Raw genomic sequence first — 22181 nt, 5'->3', positions numbered from 1 at the left:
TCGATTTTTGATGGGGTTAGAGGAAGAATTTTCCGATTTGGATCTTAAAGCTGTCTTTTTGTACGTACGCGTATTCCACTTTGTTTAACAGTCCTAAGTTTCCGAGAACACTCAGTAAGACGGTTTCATCACAGCTCTCCATCCGCTCGCCGATGATGATTTTAGACAAGGACTTTTTATCATATTGTAGAGAGTCGGATGTTTCCGTTATAAAGCGATACTCCCTCTCATTTTCAAATTCTTTCGGCTTTTGAAAAAAAAGGTTTCGATACATGTTTTTGTCGCGTAACACGTCATGATCAACACCTGGTGGCGGCTCCAACCCTTGGTCGCCAGACAATGGATCTAACAAGGTTCTACCAGATTGATAATGCACATCATCATTGAATAATACGGAATTTTCTATGCTTGAAACAAAACTATCAAAACTAAAAACCAAACAGAAACCTTTTAACTCATTACCGTAATGCGCCCACATAAAAGGGGAGTTTTCTATTTGAGAAGGCTCTCCTTTCGTCATACTAAGAATGCCAAATTTTTTTAAATCTTTACTGTGCCCTTCTAAAGCGAACATACCTTCTGTTGGGTCATTTAACTGATCAGTTCTGGCAAAATACAGGCTATGTTTGATTAACCCTTCTAACGAGAGGTTATTGATCGTTTGAAACTTATATAGATTCATCAAATACTCCATCGATAACGTTTGGCATACTAGGCAATCACATCGATTCCTTTTTCAGCCAATGACAGTATTTTCAGCACAGCATCTTGGGGCGGCGTTCGCCTTGCTCCCATTTTTAACAAGCTTGTCGTTGACGCTTAGACATGGACATCAAATTTACGCATGGTGGTCTTGTCTACCTCGTCTGCTTTGTTTAGCTCTTTGGGTAGTATTCAAACAACACTCAGAACATCCTGCACTCTTCTTCCAACAGTTTCACGGTAACGCAATTTCCTAGTGGAAACAAAAAAACCGCTTACTTTTAGGTAAACGGTTGTCAGGAAACACCTGCAGTTATGCTCACTGGTCAATGCAACCAAAGCAGTCTTATCGCAAACCTATCGAGCCATGACGTTTGTTAAACATTCTGCTAGGTACTCGACATCACGCTCTTGCAGTCCGGCTAAGTTCATTCGCCCTCCTCCCACAAGGTAGACGGCATGATCTTCTCGCAAACGCTTTAGCTGGTCGTCATTGGTACCAATGACGGAGAACATGCCTTGATGCTGCTCAATGAAGTCAAATTGGTAGGTGCCGGTCTTGATTCTTAGCGCGCTTGCTAGAGAGGTTCGTACGCTCTGAACACGCTCCCTCATCTGAGTCACTTCTGTTAACCACTCCGCTGTTAATGAGGCGTCTTCTAAGATGGTGCGAACAATAGCGGCACCATGATCTGGTGGCATAGTGTAAGTACTTCGAGCGCATTCCATAATTCGACTTTTGATGCATTCACTCTGGGCCAGCGAGCTGGATGCAATCACGGCGATACCAGTACGTTCGCGATACAAGCCAACGTTTTTAGAGCACGAACTGGCGACTAAGTACGTAGGCACTCTCTCTGCTAAATAACGAAAACCAGCCACGTCTTCTTCCATGCCACGTCCAAAACCTTGATAAGCGATATCAATAAAAGGCAGAAAGCCTTGGACATTTGTCATATCAGTTATCGTTTGCCAAGCGGCATAGCTTAAATCCGCGCCAGTTGGGTTGTGACAACAGCCATGCAGTAGCACGACATCATTTTTGCCTAATTTAGCGATGGTATCCAACATAGCAGGTTCATTGACTGTTTTGGATATGGCATCAAAATACGGATAATAGGCGACGTTAAGGCCCGCCGATTTCATTATAGGCGCATGATTAGCGTAACTTAAATCACTCAACCAAACAGTGGCATTAGGATTCGTAAGCGCAATAACATCGGCCAATAATCGCAGAGCCCCACTTCCTCCAGGTGTTTGCACACCCACGACTTCTGTGCGTGTTGAGTCACGACCTAATAACAAAGTTATCATGGCATTATTAAAGCGCTCGCAGCCTGCTAGACCGACATAAGCTTTGCTGTCTTGAGTCGCCAACAACTGCGTTTCGGCCTTTTTAACGGAACTTAATACCGGCGTGACTCCCTGTTCATTTCGATAGACGCCAATACCTAAATCCAATTTCTTAGCTCGTGGGTCCTGCTGACAAATGAATGACTGAGATAAAATAGGGTCTTTCGCGGCAGGAAGAAGATCTGCAAACATAACGTATATATCCTTAGATTTTAGAGACGAGACAGCACAAAAAATGACAGTTAATGCCAATGAGCTAGCGCGAGATTTTCACAATACCGCTTGCCAACACCACCCCGACACTGACAAAACACAGGCCGAGTATCGCAGCAAAGCCAATGGCTTCGTGTAGCAAAGGAATGGCCAACAAAGACGCTAATACGGGCGTTAATGCTCCCATTGCCGCCGTTCTTTCAGCTCCCAGTAAGTTAATAGCGTAGCCGTAGCTAAACCCAGTTAATAAACCAACTAAGAGAGACTGTACAAAAAACTGCCCCGCTAATTCACTAAAACTGACCTGATTCATCCCTGACGAGACAACACCCGTTACCAGCAGCATAAATAAAATAACAGTCGACACTAACCCAAGCAGACCCGTTGCCGCTAACGGAGGCAAACCAGCAACACGTAAACTGATGGTATAAACAGCCCAAAAGAAACTGGCGCCAATGAACAATAAATCCCCTTTCCATACATCCCCACTTAACGACAACATAGACAGCACAACCAATGCCACCACACCAATTAGAATCAGCATCAGCCCTATAAAACGAGGCCGACTAAGGCGCTCTTTAAACACCAGTACGGCAATAGCAGACACGAATAAAGGAAACATACCAGGGATTAATAATCCGGCATGAGAAACAGGGGCAAAGTGCATCCCCGCCGAACTAAGAAAAAAGAAAGGCACACCCGCACCAAGCGTAATGCCTAATAACGTCCACTTAGGCACCTTTATTAGCAAGCGGCGAGAGCGAAATAAAAACGGAAATAACACTAAAGCAGGAATACCATAGCGCATCAGCGCCAAATCAAATGTTGTCAGTGCGGACTGTGACCCCATTTTTACACTGACAAGCCAGCTCGCCCAAATACACGCGGTAATAAACGCCGCCAATAAACCAACTTTAAAAGCCGTTCCCGTTGCAATGTGACGATAACTTGATTCTGGAGATGGCTGAGGATGTGTTAACTCTGACATGGTCTATTCCAACAAAATACGTGTTTCATTAATGAGAGTTCATGAACAGTATTATGAACAAAGACGCGAGGACATGTCCTTGCTATTATCTCCCTAAATAATGCTTTTATTAGCACAATATATTAATTAAATAACGATAATCATAAAGGTATGCCAATTTGGATATTAACAAGACAGACTCTCAAATACTCACCCTTCTTCAGTACGATGGTCGGCTCAGCAATGTCGAGCTAGCAGAACAGATTAATCTATCTCCCTCGCCTTGCCTTCGTCGTGTTAAGCAAATGGAAAGTAAAGGATTGATACAAGGTTATAGAGCCACCTTAGATCGCGTAAAAATTGGCTTTTCGATGACTGTCTTTATTGAGGTCAGTCTGAACAATCATTCGGGAAGCGCCAGCAGTGCCTTCGAAGCCAGCGTACTGGCGATGCAAAATGTAATCAGCGCCTATTTAACCTCTGGAGCCGCAGATTACCGCTTAGAAGTGGTTGCTGAGGACCTACCGGATTACGAGCGAATCCTGAAAGAAGTTCAAACACTCCCTCACGTCAAAGACATTCACAGTAACTTTGCCATTCGCGCGATTAAGACCGCTGCGCCTTTGCCTTTAACAAAAGCATCAGGTAAAACAAAGGCATAGTCTGAAGAAAACGCTGTCGTATAGGAGTCTGGATATGAGAATAATCAACGCGCGATTAAGGCACAAAAACGAGTGCTACACCGTTGAGATCGAAAACGGTGTGTTTGCTGCGATAACTAAGCAGGATACGACGGTCATCAAGAGTGCTGACGATATTGATGCCCATGGTCAGTTACTCTGTGCGCCGTTTGTTGAACCTCATATTCATTTGGATGCCGCTCTCACCGCAGGCGAGCCGGAATGGAATCGTAGCGGCACCTTGTTCGAAGGTATTGAGCGTTGGTCACAGCGCAAGCCCATGCTTAGCCGTGACGACATTCGCCAGCGCGTAAAACAAACTTTGTCTCTACTGATAGACAATGGCGTGCAACATATTCGTACCCATATCGACACTACTGACCCCTCTCTTATTGCCATGCGCACCCTCTGTGAATTACGCGATGAGCTAAAAGAGACACTGGATATTCAAGTGGTCGCCTTTCCACAAGAAGGCATTCATTCTTACCCGAATGGCGAAGCCTTGATGGAAGAAGCCATGCAGATAGGCGCAGACGTGGTCGGCGGGATTCCACACTTCGAATACACTCGTGAACTGGGTGAAAAATCGGTAAAAACCTTGATTCAACTGGCGCTAAAGTACGATCGTTTAGTCGATGTGCATTGTGATGAAATCGACGACCCTAACTCACGATTTTTAGAATTTCTCGCGCACGAAGCCATGCAAGCTGGTATTGGAGACAGGGTCACAGCCAGTCATACAACGGCGATGCATTCTTACGATAACGCCTACTGTTCGAAATTATTTCGTTTGCTGAAACATTCCGGCATTCATTTTGTGTCTTGTCCCACTGAAAGCATTCATCTACAAGGTCGCTTTGACGCTTACCCAAAACGTCGCGGCTTAACTCGTGTTAAGGAGCTCAGCGAGGCGGGTATGAACGTTGGTTTCGCGCAGGATTCTATTTTCGACCCATGGTACTCACTCGGTAACGGCAAACTACTGCGCTCATTGGATTTTGGTTTGCACATCTGCCAAATGATGGGCCACGACGATTTTGTTCATGCGTTGGATTTTATTACCGACAACAGCGCCAAGTTGATGCAGCTTAAAGAGTACGGAATTGTCAAAGGCCATCCAGCCAATGCCATTTTGTTAAGCGGTGAAGACGATTACAGCGTACTGCGCAATCAAGGTGAGGTATTATTAAATATGCGTCATGGTAAAATTCTGATGCAACGTCAGCCTTCCACCGTTACTCAACGAGTCAGTTTGTAAATGTCTTTATCGTCTAAACAAAAACAAGATCCGCTTGATGCATCAAAAGTAGGCATTTCACAGCGCGCACAGTTATCCATTGCCGCTTGGCTAGAATCCAATACTGAGTTTCGACTGCCTAACCGAGCGGCGAATCTCAAGAGTGCGCTGCAATCCTTAAATACCGTACCGCCGAGCAAAAGCTACCTTGCCCAAGCCGCACAGTTAAAACGCTACTTTGTCCGTGGTCTATGCGTTATTTTTGCGCTAACGTTTGTGCTTGGATTATTAGCGGTTCCTCCTGCTTTTGCGGTCTCGGCATCTGGTAAAGTGAATATTTTCTGGCTCTTAATTGTTATGTTGGGCTTTCATGGGCTCAATCTCGTCATCTGGTTCATTGGTATGTTGGCGCTGGGGCGTAACACTCGTCACTCTAAAGGCTTTCTTCTAAATACGCTGATATTCGTAAATCATAAGATTAGTAAGCATTCACATATCAACACGGATGCCAGCTCGGCATTTTGGCACTGGCAATGCCCTGCTCATTCAAATCGCTGGTTATTGAGTGCTATTTCACACACCGCTTGGCTCAGTTATTTATTCGCTGGCTTTTTAATGACCCTGTTATTACTACTCACAAACCAAGTGAATTTTGTCTGGGAAACCACCTTATTAAACGATCAGCAATTTCTTTGGCTAACCCAGCAATTAAGCGTTTTACCTAGCCTACTTGGCATTACTGTGCCGAACCAAGTGGACATTCTCGCCAGCCGTGTAGATATCATTTCGCAAACCGCCAGCACCAGACAACATTGGGCGAGCTTACTACTCGCCAGTTTAATGTTATATGGCGTAGCGCCTCGTCTGCTATTGAGTCTGTTCAGTGTTGCTATGTATCGCCTTAAACGCCTGACCTTGCCAAAAACAACGCAAGAACACGCTATCGAGCGACGTTACCAAGAGCAATCTATCAGCCAGATACTTGATAAAGAAAAGTTCGATAAAGAACAGCGAGCTCATCAGACGCAAGGTCCAAATAACCAAAATACAAGCGACTTAACACCAATAAGTAATAATGCTCTCAGCCAAGTCTGGGGGTTGTTTGAATGGAGCCAAGCGGTACCGCAATGCCTCGCTGGAACGACGACGCTGACCACGCTCAACGACGCGGCACAACAACAGACCTTTTTAATCGCCCAGTACTCGCAGCCTGTTTATATTTTGGTGGATGGCGAACACAGTCCAGACCGTGGCTCACGACGATTCTTATTAAACGCGGTAATATCATATCCTGACCTGTCTTTAGTGATCGCCAATGGGAAAAAGGCACCGTTTGCTAATGACTGGCAGCGCACAGGACTGGAGTCCGGCATTAATCCAGACCATTTTTTCGCCTTGTTGGATGATAAGGACATACTGTGACAATTTCTCTTTTAGTCGTTGGTCATGCCAATACAGGCAAAACATCACTGGTTCGTACTCTGCTCCGCCAGCAAACATTCGGTGAAATCAGCAATCAAGCGGGTACCACACGCCATGTGGAAAGCGCAGCCATCAAGTTACACGGCAAAACGCTACTTACTCTGACCGATACGCCTGGTTTTGAGGATTCTATTGGTCTTTGGGAAACACGCCAACAAGCTCCTTTTAATCAATACCAAGGCTCTGATTGGATCGTCCCTTTTTGCCAAAGCCATTTAGCACAAGATGTATTTGAGCAAGAAGCTAAGATCCTGAAGCAATTGGATCGCTGCGATATTATTTTGTACGTGATTGATATTCGCCAAGCGCCTTTGGGTAAGTATCTCGACGAGCTCACGTTGCTCGCCAGCGCCAGTAAACCTATCGTACCAATTCTAAATTTTAGCGCCGCTCCTAGTTCACACTTAGAAGCATGGCGAAAAATATTAGCAGAGCGTCACCTTCATGCGGTGGTGCGCTACGACTCTGTCGCGTTTTATTTTGAAGATGAAAAACGTCTTTATCAAAGTTTGCAGAGCTTGATGCCAGATCACTACGACGACATCGAAGCCTTATTAACAACACGTGAAGCCGCCGCCCAATCACGACAAAAAGCAGCCATTGAAGCGCTCGCAGACTTACAAATCAACGCGGCCAGCAGCCGAAAAATATGTAAAAAACACCCGCCAGAGCACGTTGAAGTAAGCGCATTCGAAGCACATATTCGTACACTAGAAAGTCAATTCATTCGATCGTTACTGCAGCTATACGAGTTTCGAAAAGAAGATGTATTACCAGACAGTTTTTCTATTCAAAGTGGTGAATGGCAACAGGATATTTTCGCCTTTGATACACTCAAAGAATGGGGACTAAACACTGGCGCCAGTGCCATGACAGGCGCAGCAATTGGGGCTGGCGTTGATGTGATGACTGGCGGTTTATCCCTTGGAGCGGCCACCGCAATGGGCGCAATTTTAGGCGCTTCCTGGCAAACCGGCCGACACTACAAAGACACATTAAAAAGCAAACTGACTGGGCGTCATTACCTCTGTGTCGACCCTGCGACATTAGGTGTCTTATGTTTGCGAGGGTTGGCGCTCATTACTCACCTTAACCAACGCGGCCATGCCTCTCAACAAGCCTATACTCTTGGAAAACACAGTAAAGACGACCAACCTAGTGAGAATAAAAAATCTGAAGAGAGCATCAAAACACTCATTCATGATTTGAAACCTTTATGGAAAAGCGCACAACAGCACCCTGAGTGGAGTGATCAAACATTGGCCCCTTCACAACCCGTTAAGCAACAAATCATAACCGTATTGAAAGCTCACGGTCATGACCTAAAAAAACAGAAATAATAGGTTTCGAGTCGGGTATCCTCTAGTGAAACCCTGCCCATTGAGGAAGGGTAAGACCAGCGTAACGATAATAGAATGTGTGAATAATTGACGTAACAGAACTATTTTATACGACAAAAAACTACTTGTTCGGTTGAGCCAATTCCGCATCTAGGCGTTGTTTTGTTTCATGCATCAGTGTTTCGCATTGTTTAACCAAATTAACCACATCGGTCTCATGCAGACCGGTGGTTGCAATAGGTGGTAGCATTTCAACAATCACCTTACCGTTGCACCAGCGGTTCACTTTTACGTGCTCGTGGGTGTTACTGCATACGACGGGGATGATGGGCACACCTGCTTGAACCGCCGCATGAAATGCTCCACGTTTAAAAGGCAACCAACCACGACCTCGACTACGCGACCCTTCGGGAAACATAAAAATAGATAAGCCTGTGGTTTTCATTCCAGCAACAACTTGATCAATAGTGGCGATGGCTTGCTTTTTGTTATCGCGGTTGATCATGATATTACCGCTGATCCAATATAAAGCCCCAAATAAAGGAACCCAACGCAGAGAACTTTTACCAACCGTTACCGCACCTCTAGGAAACACGATTGGCACAGTGACTAAATCGAAATTATTTTGGTGATTAGAAACATAAACAGCTTGAGGAATCGATTCAGATTCTTTAGCGACTCGCCCTTCTACAGACAAGCCAAACAAAGGAGCAACTCGGACAAAGACTTTACTAAGGTGGTAAACACGGTCTTTAGACCCTAATGTGAATAGGCAGAACACTAAGCCCCACAAAGTAATACCAACAATCGCAATAAATAGTAACAACACTCTTATTAGAAATAACATACTTGAACTTACCTTGCCCTCAAATAATGAATCTGACTGAGTCAAATTAAAACTGACAGATCATTTATCCAATGTTTAAACGGGTTTGAATGCCTGTTGCCAGCGTAAAAATTCTTCTGCAACCAATGGTTTGGAGAAATAATAACCTTGGATTTTATCGCATTTATACTGACCAAGAAGAGCAACACCTTCGGCATTCTCCGCGCCTTCTGCAGTCACTTGGAAGCCTAAACTATGAGATAGTTCAATAGACGCTTTGACAATAAATTCATCACCTTTATTACTATCAATGTACTGAATAAATGCGCGATCTATTTTCACCTCGTTGACAGGCAGTTCACGTAAATACGCCAATGAAGATTGGCCGGTCCCAAAGTCATCGATAGCAAGATGAATCCCTAACGACTGCAAGCCTTTTAATACTTGGATCACTTTAAGCCGATCTTTCATAACAGCACTTTCAGTCACTTCTAAAGCCAGCGCTTCAACAGGTAAATTATTCTCTTTGAGCGCCTTTTCAATCATTCCTGGTAGCTGTTCATTCACTAGATCATGGGCTGATAAATTGATGGCAACACGAATTCTATGCCCTTCAGACCACCATATATTTAGCTGTGCAAGAACAGATTTAATGACCCAATGGGTCAATAATTGAATGTTACCAGCATGCTCTAGTAGCGTGATAAATTCGTCGGGAGGAATAAAGCCTAATTCGGGATGACGCCAACGAATCAAGGCTTCAGCTTCGTTACAGTCCTTAGATGCGACGCTCACTTTTGGTTGATACACAACAAACATTTGCCCTGAATCCAAAGCCTCAGACAAGTCACCAATAATACGCAATTGACGCTGATGGCTCTCATCTTGACCCGCTTGGTAAAAAGCAACACCACCAGGCTCTTCTTTGGCTTGATCCACTGCGATGTCTAAGCGGCGCATAGCATCATTGACACTCAGAATCGTGTCTTCTAGTGGTAGTACACCGACGGCAACGGAGAGCAGAACTTCTGACCCTTGAACGATAAAAGCCTCGTCAAAGAAGGCGCTCAATGAGTTGCATTCGTCTGATGTGATTTCCTCATCAAATACTAATAAAAATTGATCTCCAGCGATGCGTGCTTGCATCACAGCATGACTGCCCCAGACCAATAGTCGTTCTGCGACTTTAAGTAATAACAAGTCGCCATTATCAAAACCCAACATATTGTTAAGGTCTTTGAAGTGGCGAATGTCCACCAATACTAAATACCCCTTTTCACGAGGCAGCTCTCTATTCAGGTATTGCTCCACCGCGCTGCGATTATACAAACCGGTATGTAGATCATGAAAGGCTCGATTGGTTAGCTCTTCTTCTCGTAATGAAATTGAGTTTTGCATCGACATCATGGTATTCGCTAACACACAAAACTCACCTTTTACGGCTGGCGCTTTGGCTTCAATGCCGATTAAACCAATCTGCCTAGCGAACTCAACGAGTCGTTCGATTGGTGCTGTTAAGTTTCTGGCAAGCAGGATGCCAAATAATAAGGCCAACGCTAATGCGCCGGTAAAGATAAGTAACAGTTGATTACGGGCTCGGTTATAACTTTCTAACCAAGGTTTGTATGGTAAGTGCAAAACACCCCATTGATTTTTGGCATCTAAGTCGATACCAAGAGATAAGTATTTATCCGAGTTGGTAAATTGAGGTTTTTTAGTAAGCGCGCCCACACTTTGAATTTCTGCAAATAAATCATGTTTATCTTGTTCGGGGAGAGTGGAATATCCAGAAACTTCTTGCCCATTATTTGTATCGCCCACGAAGCTAATTTCCAGCCCCGTTACCGCTTTAATTTCTTGTGCCAGTTTTTTATCTAATAAAAAAGCCATGCCAACCCAAGCAATAGTATTAGGAGCTTTCACAGGCACTAAAACCAACTGATAGGCTTGCCCATGAGAAGAAATCATAGTGTTAATGGCTGCACCGCCTGAGCGACGAGCAGATTGAATTAGACTCGAAACGGTTTTATCAATATCCAATTCTTTGGTAGCGGTAAGTATCTTCCCTGAAGGTGAAACTAAGAAAGAAACATCAGCGCCAATACGAGCCCCTTGGTTGACTAAAACAGAACGAATTGTCCCTATTTCTTGCGTAGCAACGGCTTGTTTAAAACCGAAATCGGAAGCGAGAATCCCGACGCCTTTAGTCAACTGATTCGCTCGACTTTCAAGGGATAAATAGAATACATTTCGTGCGACGTCTATCGCTTGAACACCTTGTTTATAATTGTCTTCTTTTAGCGAACTAAGTACCGCCACAGCGGTGCCTAACTGAACCATCGCCAGCAAACCTAATAACAAAGCAATTAACCGAGAGCGAAAGCTGGTTAACATCTATTTATATTCCTTTCTATCAGCATCTATATATGCCTTGTTAAACAGCCGAAACCGCCGAGAGTTCATCAAACTAGTACTGTCATCGCTTATATTATTAAACACTTCTCTAAAGACTAGTTGATTACCTAATTAGAAATTATCCTTTTTTCGACCATTGATCCATCCCTTCCCGTAATAAAGCCCTTTTATAAAAATAACAGACATTTTTATTGGCTATTTTATGATCAGTAACTTATGCTTTATTTAATAACATAAGTTATGGTGATTTTATGACGGAAGTAGAATCTCGGGTATTTGATGCAGTGAAGCAACACCCCATGGCATCTCAACAGCAACTCGCTGATACGCTAGGAATGAGCAGAGAGTCCATTGCTGGGCATATTATGCGCCTAACAAGACAAGGGTTGATACTTGGTAAAGGCTATATTGTTCCCAGCCAAAATGGCGTTGTCATTGTTGGCGGGAGCAACCTGGATATTCATGGGAAAAGTAGCCATGCTTTGCGGACGAAGGACTCCAACCCCGGAGACGTAATACAGAGCCCTGGCGGTGTAGGAAGGAATATTGCAGAGAACCTTGCCCGCTTAGGAGAGAACGCCAGTCTAATATCCATAGTGGGAGTGGATGCTTCTGGAGACTGGATGATTGAGCAAACCCAGCTCTCGGGGGTCAATACACAGAATATTCTTCGACACCCTGATTACCCGACAAGTACTTACCTAGCGGTTAATGATGATCAGGGGCAACTGGTTGCTGCCATTGCTGATATGCGCATTATCGATGCTTTGGACGCCAGTTTACTGCACACTAAAACGCCCCTTCTACATTCTGCCCAGCTCCTGCTAATTGACGCTAATCTAACCTCAAGCGCCATTGAATGGTTTAGCCATCAGCCTTTTCAGGCATTCTGGGCAGCGGACGCTGTATCAGCCAGCAAAGCACCCCGCTTAAAACCTATTCTAAGCAAACTTGATCTATTAAAAGTAAACCAAGACGAAGCGCGCGCGCTGTTAGATTCCTCTGAAAATGACCCACAAACATTAGCACAGACGTTATTAGACAAAGGGGTCTCTGCTGTACTTCTCAGTTTAGGCAGCCAAGGAGTGATGTACCACGATGCTACGCAGAGCCTAAGCATATCTTGCTATCCAACCATTCCCATTAGCGACACTGGTGCAGGAGATGCACTACTCGCTGGCTTTATTCATGCAAGAAACAAAGATTTACCCTTGCAAGAACAGCTTAAATTCAGCCTTGCTTGTGCAGGCATGACCCTAGAATGCCAACACGCTAATCACCCAAACCTAACCGACCAAGAAATACAAACATGGATGAAAACACGATGAATGATTATCTAGATATTAGCCCTGAAGTCGCTCACGCCATAGCAAACAACCTCCCTATCGTCGCCTTAGAAAGCACAATTATTTCGCATGGAATGCCTTGGCCAGAAAATGCGCAAACCGCCAGAAAAGTCGAGCAAGTGGTCCGAGATAATGGCGCGGTACCTGCCACTATTGCCATCATCGATGGCCGATTAAAAGCTGGATTAAGTGAACAAGAAATTAATACGCTAGGGCAAGCAGGGCAATCTGTTATTAAATGCTCACGACGAGATTTGCCCTTTGTTTTAGCCACCAAGCAACACGGTGCTACCACAGTAGCAGCGACAATGATTATTGCAGAAATGGCCGGTATAAAAGTATTTGCTACGGGGGGCATTGGCGGTGTTCATCGTGGCGCTCAGCAAACCTTTGATGTCTCTGCAGACCTGCAGGAGCTTGCCAAAACGAATGTGGCCGTGGTGTGCGCCGGAATAAAATCCATTCTAGACTTAGCGTTAACCCGTGAATATTTGGAAACCCTAGGGGTGCCGGTATTAGGCTACCAGACGCATTCTCTGCCCGCGTTTTATGCCAGAGAAAGTGACCAAACGGTGGATTTTAATTTATCCTCCGCTGAAGACATCAGTGATTTTCTGAAAGCCAAGTGGGCTATTGCTTTAGATGGGGGGGCGGTCATTGCCAACCCAATTCCTGAAGCGTTCGCCATGGATAAAAACATCATTGATGGGGCGATTGAACAAGCATTGCAAGAAGCGGAAGAGCAGAACGTCTCTGGCAAGAACTCGACTCCTTTCCTGCTCTCTCGTGTTGCTGAGCTAACAGGCGGTAACAGCTTAGCCAGCAACATTCAGTTGGTTTTTAACAACGCGACCTTAGCCGCCAAGATAGCTAAAGAACTAAAGAACTAAAGAACTAAAGAACTAAAGAACTCAGGACTGCCAGTAGTTGTCTTGCCAGTAACCTTTTACGCTAAACACTCAATATTCTAGCGAGAAGCTATTCAGCTTTGAATAAAAGGAATTATGAAGAAATAAAACCTATTTAATGGGCTTTTAGCCCATTATTATCTTATCTTAACGAACAATTTTTACACTTTTACCTAATCTATTTAGTACAAAAAAGCAACTTTATTTTCAATATGTGTGCGGTAAAACCTAAATCTTGAAATGGACTTAAAATACTTCTTATTTTTCTGGCGTTGGTTTCTAGAGAAAACTCGAATAAGCTCAGTCTATGAGACAATTCATATTTAATATTCGAGCATAAGCATGCCATATCAACTCACTTTTTCCAGAAGCGAATTCAACAACAAATATAGTAAAACACTTAAAGAGATTTTTATGACTCGAATAGATAAATTAATGCTGTGAAATCAACTTGAATCGATTACGAGCTCTTCTATCCAAAGGTTGGGAAGCCCATCCGTCTCCCGTTCTATTTCTTCCTCTTCATTATTTAACTATTAATAAAACCATCTTATTTAGTATTTCTCAATTACTTAACAAATAAAGTATTACTTTCTCCGTTAATCCTTTTCTACGGTTTTCTATTTTTTCATCCATCAAAGAAACACCTGTAACCAGTTGAAAACAATTAGGTTTTTAATGACAGACAATTAGTACAATAAAAATAGTTGACTATGATAATTTTCAACTGGTATTGTTGCCATACCAGACAACCAGATTTGATGTGCTTTTTATAATATCTAGATCGTTTGGATTGAATCAGAATTATGTTCACCTTCGTTGGGTGCTTGAAGTTCATGGAGATATCGTAATGAAAATAATTAATGTGCGAGCACGTACATTTGAGTGGAAAGGTCATACAGTTCCACCGCAGGCAAATTTTTGCTCAAATGCTATGGATCAACTTTGGGACCGTGGTGACTCCATGGGGACATTTCGCTTTCATGGTTGGACAGTGGTTGAAATTGAAACAGATGATGGACTGGTAGGCATTGGTAATGTTGCTTTAGCTCCTCGAATCGCAAAGGCAATAATAGATCAATACCTTACTCCGTTAGTCATTGGTCATGACCCTTTTGATTACGAGTATTTGTGGCAGAGAATGTACCGCTCAACTCATGCATGGGGTCGTAAAGGTGTTGCTATGGCTGCAATTTCAGCAATTGATATTGCTCTTTGGGATTTAATGGGCAAAGCAACTAATAGACCTGTATTTAAGTTACTTGGCGGAAGAACTAAAGAGAAGATTCCATGTTATGCATCCAAGCTATACAGGACTGATCTCAAAGAAATGCAAGATGAAGCTCAAAAGTATCTTGATCAGGGGTTTACTTCTATGAAGATGCGATTTGGATATGGTCCAAAAGATGGAACTCAAGGTGTCAAAGAAAATCTTAAAAGTGTAGAAGCTATTCGTGAAGTTATCGGGTATGACAATGACTTAATGTTAGAGTGTTATATGGGATGGAACTTAGAGTACGCAAAACGCATTCTCCCTAAGCTAGAAAAATATGAACCACGATGGCTTGAAGAACCTGTTATTGCGGATGATATTGATGGTTATGCTGAGCTTAACCAACTAACTTCTATCCCTATTTCAGGTGGTGAGCATGAATTTACTAGCTACGGTTTTAAGCAGTTACTCGATAAAAAAGCTATATCAGTGATTCAATATGACACAAACCGTGTTGGAGGTATTACAGCTGCACATAAAATTAATGCTATTGCTGAAGCTTATAGTGTCCCCGTTATCCCACATGCTGGGCAAATGCATAACTATCACTTAACAATGTCCTCACTTGCATCTCCAATGGCTGAATACTTTCCAGTTAATGACGTAGAAGTTGGAAATGAGCTCTTCTACTACATTTTTGAAGGTGATCCTGAACCTCAAAATGGTTTTATAGATCTTGATGATAATAAACCAGGTCTAGGGTTAACTATTTCAGATCGCTATTTAGATCAATTTAATATTATTGAGTAGGTGGCTAAATGAAAATTGTTCAGTTTAAACAGAATCAAGAAACAAAGGTCGCCCTAGTTAAAGATGCTAATACGCTTCAAGTATTGGACTTTTCGGGTGGTACATACGCTTTAGCTTTACTTGCTATTAGAGAGAATATCTCAATCAAAGATCTAGTATTAAAGCTCGTTTCAACCCAAGAGTTAGATTACAGAGAAACTCTTGAAAAAGGGTGTTTGTTGCCTCCTATAACTCACCCAGACCCAGCTCATTGCTTAGTCTCTGGTACTGGTTTGACTCATTTAGGCAGCGCGAGTGCTCGCTCTGAAATGCATGCAAAACTATCGAATAATGATGATCAAATGACCGATAGTATGAAAATGTTCAAATTAGGTGTCGATGGAGGGAAACCAAATTCTGATGAAATAGGATCTCAGCCAGAGTGGTTTTATAAAGGCGACGGCAGTATCGTCTGCGCGCCAGGTGCAGAACTTCCAGTGCCAAACTTTGCCGAAGATGCAGGAGAAGAACCTGAACTTGTCGGAGTTTATATTATTGATAAAGACTCTAAACCTAGAAGAGTAGGTTTTGCCATTGGGAATGAATTTTCTGATCATATTACAGAGAGAAGTAATTATCTTTGGCTAGCTCATTCAAAATTGAGAGCTTGCAGCTATGGTCCAGAAATTATTCTGGGTGATATACCTGAGCATATTGAGGGAGAGAGCAGAATATATAGAAATGGAGAGGTTATTTGGGAACAAAAATTTTTAACCGGTGAGGCAAACATGACTCACTCAATCTCTAATCTAGAACACCATCATTTCAAATATAAGCAGCTGTCTCACCCAGGAGATATCCATATTCATTTCTTTGGGACAGCAACCCTAAGCTTTTCTGATGGTGTCAGAATTAAAGACGGTGACAAAATTGAAATCGAAGTGCCTGCCTTTGGAATGCCTCTTTCAAACACTGTTAAGTTTGAGCATGCAAACGAAAAGGAAGTAGTTAAGGTTGGCAGTATTTAAATAGTAAATATAAAAAATTAAAGATAATTAAATAATTTTCGTTAGTAATCTTAGTATTCAAAAAAATAATTAAAGGAAACAAAGATGAAAAACAAAGCAATAAAAATGAGTCTTCTCGCGTCTTTAGTCACTTTGCCAATTACAGCATTTTCTGCAGACATTGAAATCAAAATAGCCCATGGTTCAAGTACTCAATTCCATATGCATAAGGCATTAGAGAAATTTGCATCGATTGTGGAAGAGCGCAGTAATAATAGAATTGATGTAACCATTTTTCCTTCAGGGCAAATTGCTGGAGATACAGGTATGATTGAGGCTGTTTTAGCAGGTACAGTTGAAATGGCTGTTGAGCCCCCTTCATTCTTTGCTAAATGGGACCCAGCATTTGAAGTTGCAGAACTACCATTTATTTACCCAAATAAAGACGTTGCTTTCAAAGTGCTTAACTCTGAAGCTGGTGATGAGTTAATGCATCACCTTAATGACCTAGACTTAGTAGGCCTTGGTTGGATGGAGATGGGGCAACGAGTTTTAACTAATAATGGCCATCCAGTTAAAAGTCCTTCAGATCTTAGTGGGATGAAGCTAAGAACAATGAAAGTTCCAACACATATTGCAGCTTTTAAAGCATTAGGGGCAAACCCAACACCAATGAATTTTGGTGAAGTCTATGCGGGTCTTCAGATGAACGTCATAGATGCTCAAGAGAATCCTATCTCACAAATATACACCCAAAAATTTTATGAAGTTCAGGATTACATAACACTTACAAATCATGTTTTGGCTCTATATTTGCCTGTAATTAATAAGAGTTTCTATGATGATTTAGATGAGTCAGATCAACATCTACTAAAAGAAGCGATGGCTGAGGCTATCGAATATGATTTTGGGTTAATTGAGGCTGAAAACGACCGATATCTCAAAGAAATCAAAGAAAGTGGCGTACAAGTTACCGAGCTGACTAGTGAGCAGAGACAAAAATTTATTGATGCTGTTGCCCCTGTAAGAGAAAGCTTCAGAAAACGAGTAGGCGCCGATCTATATGATTTATGGATGGGTAAAGTTAAAGAGCTTTCAGTTAACTAACTGTGTTTTGGCCAAGAGACAACCACTCTCTTGGCCATTTTTATAGGGTCATCAAATGTCTTATTTAAATAAGCTTGAAAAATTTCTTTGTGTACTTTCTATTTTGTCGATTGTTTTTTTAGTGGTAATGCAGGTGTTCATGCGCTATGTCACAGGTCAATCTTTAGCCTGGTCTGAGGAGCTTACCTCATGGTGCTTTTTATGGATGGCATGGTTAGGAATTTCTGCAAACTACATTAAGAATGAACATATCAGTATAGGAGGTCTAACGCTCTTAATATCTAGTAAAAAGGCAAAGCAAGTATCTTCTTTATTGATATGTGTGTGTAGTGTTTTGTTCCTAGGTTATTTGGCACTTATTACTTACCAAACAACCATGAAGCCTTATATTTGGAGGCAATCATCTGTTGTACTTGGTTTACCCGTTTACATTCTTTATATCTCTGTTGTCACTGGCTGCATACTTTCCATAGTGAACTTGATTTATTTCAATGTAATTTCCTTTAAAAATAACAAATAAATAGGAATAAACTCTATGCTTAGTATTGTTCTTTTTTGTGTTTTAGGAATGGCTCTGCTATTGAACTTTCCTGTAGCAATAGCATTGGGGATTTCTGTTTTAATAACTATTATTACAGTTCCAGGTGCCCCACCTATTAGCTCATTAATAAGCTCAATGATCAGTTTGTCAGACTCATTCACCTTAATAGCAGTTCCGCTTTTTGTGCTTGCGGGTGAGGTTATGCAAACAGGGGGCTTGTCTAAAAGATTAGTCAATTTAGCTTTTCATTTAGTTGGTAAAGTTAGAGCAGGAATGGCTTATGTAAACATTTTAGCATCGATGTTTTTCGCTGCTATCTCTGGTTCAGCTCCAGCGACAGTAGCCGCTGTAGGCTCAAACCTAATTCCACAAATGCATACACTTGGATATAAAAAAGATTTTTCTTCAGCACTTACGGCTTCATCAGGAATGATTGGGGTTTTAATACCTCCAAGTATCCCAATGATCGTTTATGGTGTGAGTGCTAACGTATCAATAGGAGCTCTGTTCCTAGCAGGAATTGTTCCTGGGATTTTATTAGGGATACTGTTTGCAATAACTAGCCGAATTATCATAGGGAAGTCATTAGATAATCATGAGAGTCGTAACCTCTCAGCAGACTTGATTAAAGAATCGACTATTAGTGTTTTTAAGAATGCTTTCTGGGCACTACTCACACCTCTAATAATTCTTGGCGGTATTTATGGAGGGGTATTTACTCCAACTGAGGCAGGTGCTGTGGCGGTTGTATATGCTATTATTATCAGTATTTTTGTATATAAAGAGCTTACCTTAAAACAGTTATACGACCTTCTTTTTTCCAGCGCAAAAGTAAGCGCACGAATTTTGTCGTTAGTACTTTTTTCGATCGCATTTGGTCGACTAGTAACAATTGCAGAAGTTCCCCAGCAAGTAGCAATGGCACTTCAGAGTGTCTCTGACAATCCAATTATCATAATTGCAATGCTCAACCTTTTGCTACTGATTGTTGGCATGTTCATGGAAACAATTGCAGCGATTATTATACTAACCCCAATTCTACTCCCGGTAGCAGTCGCTGCGGGTGTGGGCCCCCTCTCTTTCGGCGTAATTATGACAGTTAATCTAGCTATTGGTTTTTGCACACCTCCACTTGGAGTAAACCTTTTTGTTGCCAGCTCTGTTTCTAAAGTCAGTGTAAATCAAATTAGTAAAGCTATTTTACCATTTGGTTTTAGTATGTTGATTGTCTTGTTAATAACATCTTACTTCCCAGAAAGTTTCTTATTTCTGGTTAATTTACTTTAATTAATTGCGTGGAGGAATATATGAAAATTAATGGAAATATGATTATTGGTTTTAAAAAAGTTAAAGGTAGCGGCGCATCCATCAAAGCTAAAAACCCTTATACTGGTCAGAACATCGAACCAGGTTTTGCATCTGCAAATGTCGAACTTGTAGATAAAGCTTGTAGTTTAGCTTGGTCTGCCTTTAAAGATTATAGGCATTCAACGCTCAAAGAAAGAGCAAGTTTCTTAAATGCTATTGCTTCTAATATAGAAGGGTTGGGCGAAGTTCTAATAAGTCGAGCAATGTTAGAAACAGGTTTGCCAAAAGCAAGGCTTGAAGGAGAGCGTGCTCGCACATGTAGTCAGCTGAGATTATTTGCATCAGTTGTTCTAGAAGGAAAGTACTTAGATATTCGAATTGATGAAGCAATGCCCGACAGAAAGCCATTGCCAAGATCAGATTTACGTTATCAAAAAATTGCTTTAGGTCCTGTAACCATCTTTGGTGCTAGTAATTTTCCTTTGGCTTTTTCTGTGGCTGGTGGGGATACAGCATCCGCTTTAGCTGCTGGAGCACCTGTAATCGTTAAAGCTCATTCAGCTCATCCAGGTACTTCTGAATTAGTTGCTTTAGCAGTTCAAGATGCAGCTAAGACTACAGGGATGCCAGAAGGTGTATTCTCTATGCTTTATGGATCAGGAAATGAAATCGGCTCGGCACTTGTCAAAGATCATCGTATAAAAGCCGTTGGTTTTACCGGTTCTCGTTCTGGTGGTACAGCACTCACTACCTTAGCACAACAGAGAAAAGAACCAATTCCTGTATACGCAGAGATGAGCAGTATCAACCCTGTTTATTTGTTACCTAAGGCACTTGATCATAATGCTAAAAATATCGCAAAAAACTTTGTTACAGCGCAGACAATGGGGGCTGGGCAATTTTGTACAAGTCCTGGATTAATTTTAGCTATCGATAGTGATGGCCTCGAATCTTTTATTAAAGAATCTAAATCATTAATTGAAGGTTCAACAAGCCAAACCATGCTAACTGAAGGTATTCATAACGCCTTTCAACATGGGGTAAAGCAGCTTATAGAGAATAAATCCGTTTCATTAATAGCACGAGGTGAAACTGGTGAAGGTGAAAGTCAGTGTTCACCAACTTTGTTTGAAGCAAAAGCAGCAGATTTTATCGAGCAACAAGAACTTTCAAATGAGATTTTTGGTGCGGCCACATTAATTCTTCGCTGCAAGGATTTTGATGAAGTTCTTAACGTGACAGACTCTTTGGAAGGTCAGCTTACTGGCGCGATACATATAAGTGAAGGTGATGAGGTGTTGGCTAGCAGACTCCTAAAAGATCTTGAACTTAAGGTAGGCAGGGTTCTATTTAATGGGTTCGGAACAGGTGTTGAAGTCTGTAGCTCAATGGTACACGGAGGACCATACCCTGCAACATCTGATAGTCGAACAACTTCGGTTGGTACGGCAGCAATTGATCGTTTTTTGAGACCTGTATGCTATCAAGACGTTCCACAAGAATTGCTACCGGGTTGCTCACTCAATACGTAACTTTTAGTTGTGCTAATGGTTACTTTGTAACCATTAGCACAAAAATTTTAGGTAGATGCTAACAAGCTCTTTCCATGAGACAATTCATTTTAAATTTTTGAGTCTGGTCATGTCACATTAACCCTCTTTTGCCGACAGCAAAAACTGACGATGCTGTTTGCCTTAGCTAAGGTTTTTATAATTGGCCTGATAATACGAGCCGTAAGGAATTAATCCGTTTAAAGTCCTCTAAACAAGGCTAAATCGACTTCTTTAGAGGCAGAGAACATCATTAAAAGTGGCATATTGTGCTATTTAGCTGAGTAACAGCCTCTGATCACTCTGCGACCTCTTAATCGTAGTTTCCTTTGTAATCTATGCAATGTCTATTAACCTTCCGAGGTTTTGACTTGCTTCTCATGACTAATCTATAAAGGTTAGTGTGCGAATAAATTATATAGTTGGTGTTAATGAGTAATAATGCTTTTTTGTTTGAGAAAACGCTTAAGAATAAAACTAAAAAAGATGTCTTAGCAGGTAAGATCTTAGAAATGATATTTACTGGCTTATTGCAGCATGATGATGTTCTACCTTCTGAGCGAGAATTAGGTGGGATGTTTGGAGTCAGTAGGGAAACTGTAAGAGGTGCTTTATCTATTATTTCTGCTTACGGACTAATTAGTGTATCACATGGATCAAAAACAAGAGTCGTTCGTAATGAAGAGGCTCTTAATCGATGCCTTGTATTACTCCCAGAGCTAAACTCAATAGAGGTAAATAATTATGATGTTCACTCTGTTTTTGAAAGTAGAAGAGTCGTTGAGTCAGCGATAGCTCGGAGTGCAGCTGTAAAGATAGATGAAAAAGGTCTGAAAGAGCTTAACAACTTGCTTGACCAACAAAAAAAGCTTTTTGATGAACCTGTTCACTTTCAGTTATCAGATAAGAGTTTCCATAAAATAATATCAGAGTACTCTGGGAACTCTATTCTTGTAGGCTATGCAGAAGATTTATACCGCTATGGTTTGAACTTTCGACGTATGGTTATGAGAAAAGAAGGGTCAATAGAGAAAAGTTATTTAGAGCATATGGAAATTTATAGAGCTCTTTCAGAAAAGAATCCTGAAAAAGCCGAAGAGGCAATGTTAAGCCATATAGAAAGTGTATATAAAACAACAATAGAAGCAATTAATCATGCTGACTTGTAGTTGCCATTCCTGCATTTTCCTAATCTAC

18 protein-coding genes are annotated in these 22181 nt (G+C 41.8%); 13 read left to right on the top strand and 5 right to left on the bottom strand.

What is annotated here, in order from left to right:
- Window positions 1-16 precede the first annotated feature (16 nt).
- The 3 genes from E0D70_RS11000 to E0D70_RS10990 form a co-directional block, all read right to left on the bottom strand.
- Entirely contained in the window at window positions 17-682 is a 666-nt protein-coding gene (locus E0D70_RS11000; protein WP_165942895.1) for a DUF2971 domain-containing protein, read from the bottom strand.
- Between the two features lie 377 nt (window positions 683-1059).
- Entirely contained in the window at window positions 1060-2247 is a 1188-nt protein-coding gene (locus tag E0D70_RS10995) for an amino acid aminotransferase (protein ID WP_133012337.1), read from the bottom strand.
- Window positions 2248-2311: 64 nt separating this feature from the next.
- On the bottom strand, window positions 2312-3256 hold the full coding sequence (locus E0D70_RS10990) for a DMT family transporter (RefSeq protein ID WP_133012336.1): 945 nt from the start codon (window positions 3254-3256) through the stop codon (window positions 2312-2314).
- A gap of 158 nt (window positions 3257-3414) precedes the next feature.
- On the opposite strand from E0D70_RS10990, the gene E0D70_RS10985 reads away from it, so the two are divergent.
- From E0D70_RS10985 to E0D70_RS10970, 4 genes are read left to right on the top strand one after another with little or no spacing between them, the layout of a single operon-like run.
- A complete protein-coding gene (locus E0D70_RS10985) occupies window positions 3415-3897 on the top strand; it encodes an Lrp/AsnC family transcriptional regulator (RefSeq protein WP_338068573.1) in 483 nt (160 codons plus the stop codon).
- A 34-nt stretch (window positions 3898-3931) separates the two neighbouring features.
- A complete protein-coding gene (codA, locus tag E0D70_RS10980) occupies window positions 3932-5173 on the top strand; it encodes a cytosine deaminase (RefSeq protein WP_133012335.1) in 1242 nt (413 codons plus the stop codon).
- Window positions 5174-6574, top strand: a complete 1401-nt coding sequence (locus E0D70_RS10975) for a DUF2868 domain-containing protein (protein ID WP_133012334.1) — start codon at window positions 5174-5176, stop codon at window positions 6572-6574.
- The gene (locus E0D70_RS10970; protein ID WP_133012333.1) at window positions 6571-7974 is read left to right on the top strand and encodes a DUF3482 domain-containing protein; all 1404 of its coding nucleotides are present in this window, start codon (window positions 6571-6573) and stop codon (window positions 7972-7974) included. Before E0D70_RS10975 ends, E0D70_RS10970 begins: the two co-directional genes overlap by 4 nt.
- A 121-nt stretch (window positions 7975-8095) precedes the next feature.
- Here the strand turns inward: E0D70_RS10970 and E0D70_RS10965 are convergent, their stop codons facing one another.
- Both E0D70_RS10965 and E0D70_RS10960 read right to left on the bottom strand, forming a co-directional pair.
- The gene (locus E0D70_RS10965; RefSeq protein WP_133012332.1) at window positions 8096-8821 is read right to left on the bottom strand and encodes a 1-acylglycerol-3-phosphate O-acyltransferase; all 726 of its coding nucleotides are present in this window, start codon (window positions 8819-8821) and stop codon (window positions 8096-8098) included.
- Window positions 8822-8896: 75 nt separating this feature from the next.
- Complete coding sequence (locus E0D70_RS10960) at window positions 8897-11194, bottom strand: putative bifunctional diguanylate cyclase/phosphodiesterase (RefSeq protein ID WP_133012331.1); 2298 nt, start codon at window positions 11192-11194, stop codon at window positions 8897-8899.
- A gap of 272 nt (window positions 11195-11466) precedes the next feature.
- On the opposite strand from E0D70_RS10960, the gene E0D70_RS10955 reads away from it, so the two are divergent.
- From E0D70_RS10955 to E0D70_RS10915, 9 genes are all read left to right on the top strand, one after another.
- On the top strand, window positions 11467-12543 hold the full coding sequence (locus tag E0D70_RS10955; RefSeq protein ID WP_133012330.1) for a PfkB family carbohydrate kinase: 1077 nt from the start codon (window positions 11467-11469) through the stop codon (window positions 12541-12543).
- A complete protein-coding gene (locus tag E0D70_RS10950) occupies window positions 12540-13451 on the top strand; it encodes a pseudouridine-5'-phosphate glycosidase (RefSeq protein WP_133012393.1) in 912 nt (303 codons plus the stop codon). Before E0D70_RS10955 ends, E0D70_RS10950 begins: the two co-directional genes overlap by 4 nt.
- Window positions 13452-14319: 868 nt before the next feature.
- The gene (locus tag E0D70_RS10945) at window positions 14320-15492 is read left to right on the top strand and encodes an L-rhamnonate dehydratase (protein ID WP_133012329.1); all 1173 of its coding nucleotides are present in this window, start codon (window positions 14320-14322) and stop codon (window positions 15490-15492) included.
- Between the two features lie 8 nt (window positions 15493-15500).
- Window positions 15501-16499: an AraD1 family protein gene (araD1, locus tag E0D70_RS10940; protein ID WP_133012328.1), complete on the top strand. Its 999-nt coding sequence runs from the start codon at window positions 15501-15503 to the stop codon at window positions 16497-16499.
- An 84-nt stretch (window positions 16500-16583) separates the two neighbouring features.
- Window positions 16584-17585, top strand: a complete 1002-nt coding sequence (locus tag E0D70_RS10935; protein ID WP_207923246.1) for a TRAP transporter substrate-binding protein — start codon at window positions 16584-16586, stop codon at window positions 17583-17585.
- Window positions 17586-17640: 55 nt separating this feature from the next.
- Window positions 17641-18105, top strand: coding sequence for a TRAP transporter small permease (locus tag E0D70_RS10930; protein WP_133012327.1), 465 nt, complete (start codon window positions 17641-17643; stop codon window positions 18103-18105).
- A gap of 15 nt (window positions 18106-18120) precedes the next feature.
- On the top strand, window positions 18121-19413 hold the full coding sequence (locus tag E0D70_RS10925; RefSeq protein ID WP_133012326.1) for a TRAP transporter large permease: 1293 nt from the start codon (window positions 18121-18123) through the stop codon (window positions 19411-19413).
- Window positions 19414-19433: 20 nt separating this feature from the next.
- Window positions 19434-20966: an aldehyde dehydrogenase (NADP(+)) gene (locus E0D70_RS10920; RefSeq protein WP_133012325.1), complete on the top strand. Its 1533-nt coding sequence runs from the start codon at window positions 19434-19436 to the stop codon at window positions 20964-20966.
- A gap of 449 nt (window positions 20967-21415) precedes the next feature.
- Window positions 21416-22153: a FadR/GntR family transcriptional regulator gene (locus E0D70_RS10915; protein ID WP_133012324.1), complete on the top strand. Its 738-nt coding sequence runs from the start codon at window positions 21416-21418 to the stop codon at window positions 22151-22153.
- Window positions 22154-22181: the final 28 nt, after the last annotated feature.

The sequence above is a fragment of the Marinomonas flavescens genome (assembly GCF_004352835.1).
Taxonomy (GTDB): domain Bacteria; phylum Pseudomonadota; class Gammaproteobacteria; order Pseudomonadales; family Marinomonadaceae; genus Marinomonas; species Marinomonas flavescens.
The sequence above is the reverse complement of the archived record's forward strand: the minus strand, read 5'-3'. Positions and strand labels throughout refer to the sequence as shown.

Coding starts and splice junctions, on each gene's coding strand:
- E0D70_RS10950 (WP_133012393.1), top strand. CDS start 12,540: ATGAATGATTATCTAGATATTAGCCCTGAAGTCGCTCACGCCATAGCA.
- codA (WP_133012335.1), top strand. CDS start 3,932: ATGAGAATAATCAACGCGCGATTAAGGCACAAAAACGAGTGCTACACC.
- E0D70_RS10990 (WP_133012336.1), bottom strand. CDS start 3,256: ATGTCAGAGTTAACACATCCTCAGCCATCTCCAGAATCAAGTTATCGT.
- E0D70_RS10930 (WP_133012327.1), top strand. CDS start 17,641: ATGTCTTATTTAAATAAGCTTGAAAAATTTCTTTGTGTACTTTCTATT.
- E0D70_RS10955 (WP_133012330.1), top strand. CDS start 11,467: ATGACGGAAGTAGAATCTCGGGTATTTGATGCAGTGAAGCAACACCCC.
- E0D70_RS10935 (WP_207923246.1), top strand. CDS start 16,584: ATGAAAAACAAAGCAATAAAAATGAGTCTTCTCGCGTCTTTAGTCACT.
- E0D70_RS11000 (WP_165942895.1), bottom strand. CDS start 682: ATGAATCTATATAAGTTTCAAACGATCAATAACCTCTCGTTAGAAGGG.
- araD1 (WP_133012328.1), top strand. CDS start 15,501: ATGAAAATTGTTCAGTTTAAACAGAATCAAGAAACAAAGGTCGCCCTA.
- E0D70_RS10960 (WP_133012331.1), bottom strand. CDS start 11,194: ATGTTAACCAGCTTTCGCTCTCGGTTAATTGCTTTGTTATTAGGTTTG.
- E0D70_RS10925 (WP_133012326.1), top strand. CDS start 18,121: ATGCTTAGTATTGTTCTTTTTTGTGTTTTAGGAATGGCTCTGCTATTG.
- E0D70_RS10915 (WP_133012324.1), top strand. CDS start 21,416: ATGAGTAATAATGCTTTTTTGTTTGAGAAAACGCTTAAGAATAAAACT.
- E0D70_RS10945 (WP_133012329.1), top strand. CDS start 14,320: ATGAAAATAATTAATGTGCGAGCACGTACATTTGAGTGGAAAGGTCAT.
- E0D70_RS10975 (WP_133012334.1), top strand. CDS start 5,174: ATGTCTTTATCGTCTAAACAAAAACAAGATCCGCTTGATGCATCAAAA.
- E0D70_RS10965 (WP_133012332.1), bottom strand. CDS start 8,821: ATGTTATTTCTAATAAGAGTGTTGTTACTATTTATTGCGATTGTTGGT.
- E0D70_RS10920 (WP_133012325.1), top strand. CDS start 19,434: ATGAAAATTAATGGAAATATGATTATTGGTTTTAAAAAAGTTAAAGGT.
- E0D70_RS10995 (WP_133012337.1), bottom strand. CDS start 2,247: ATGTTTGCAGATCTTCTTCCTGCCGCGAAAGACCCTATTTTATCTCAG.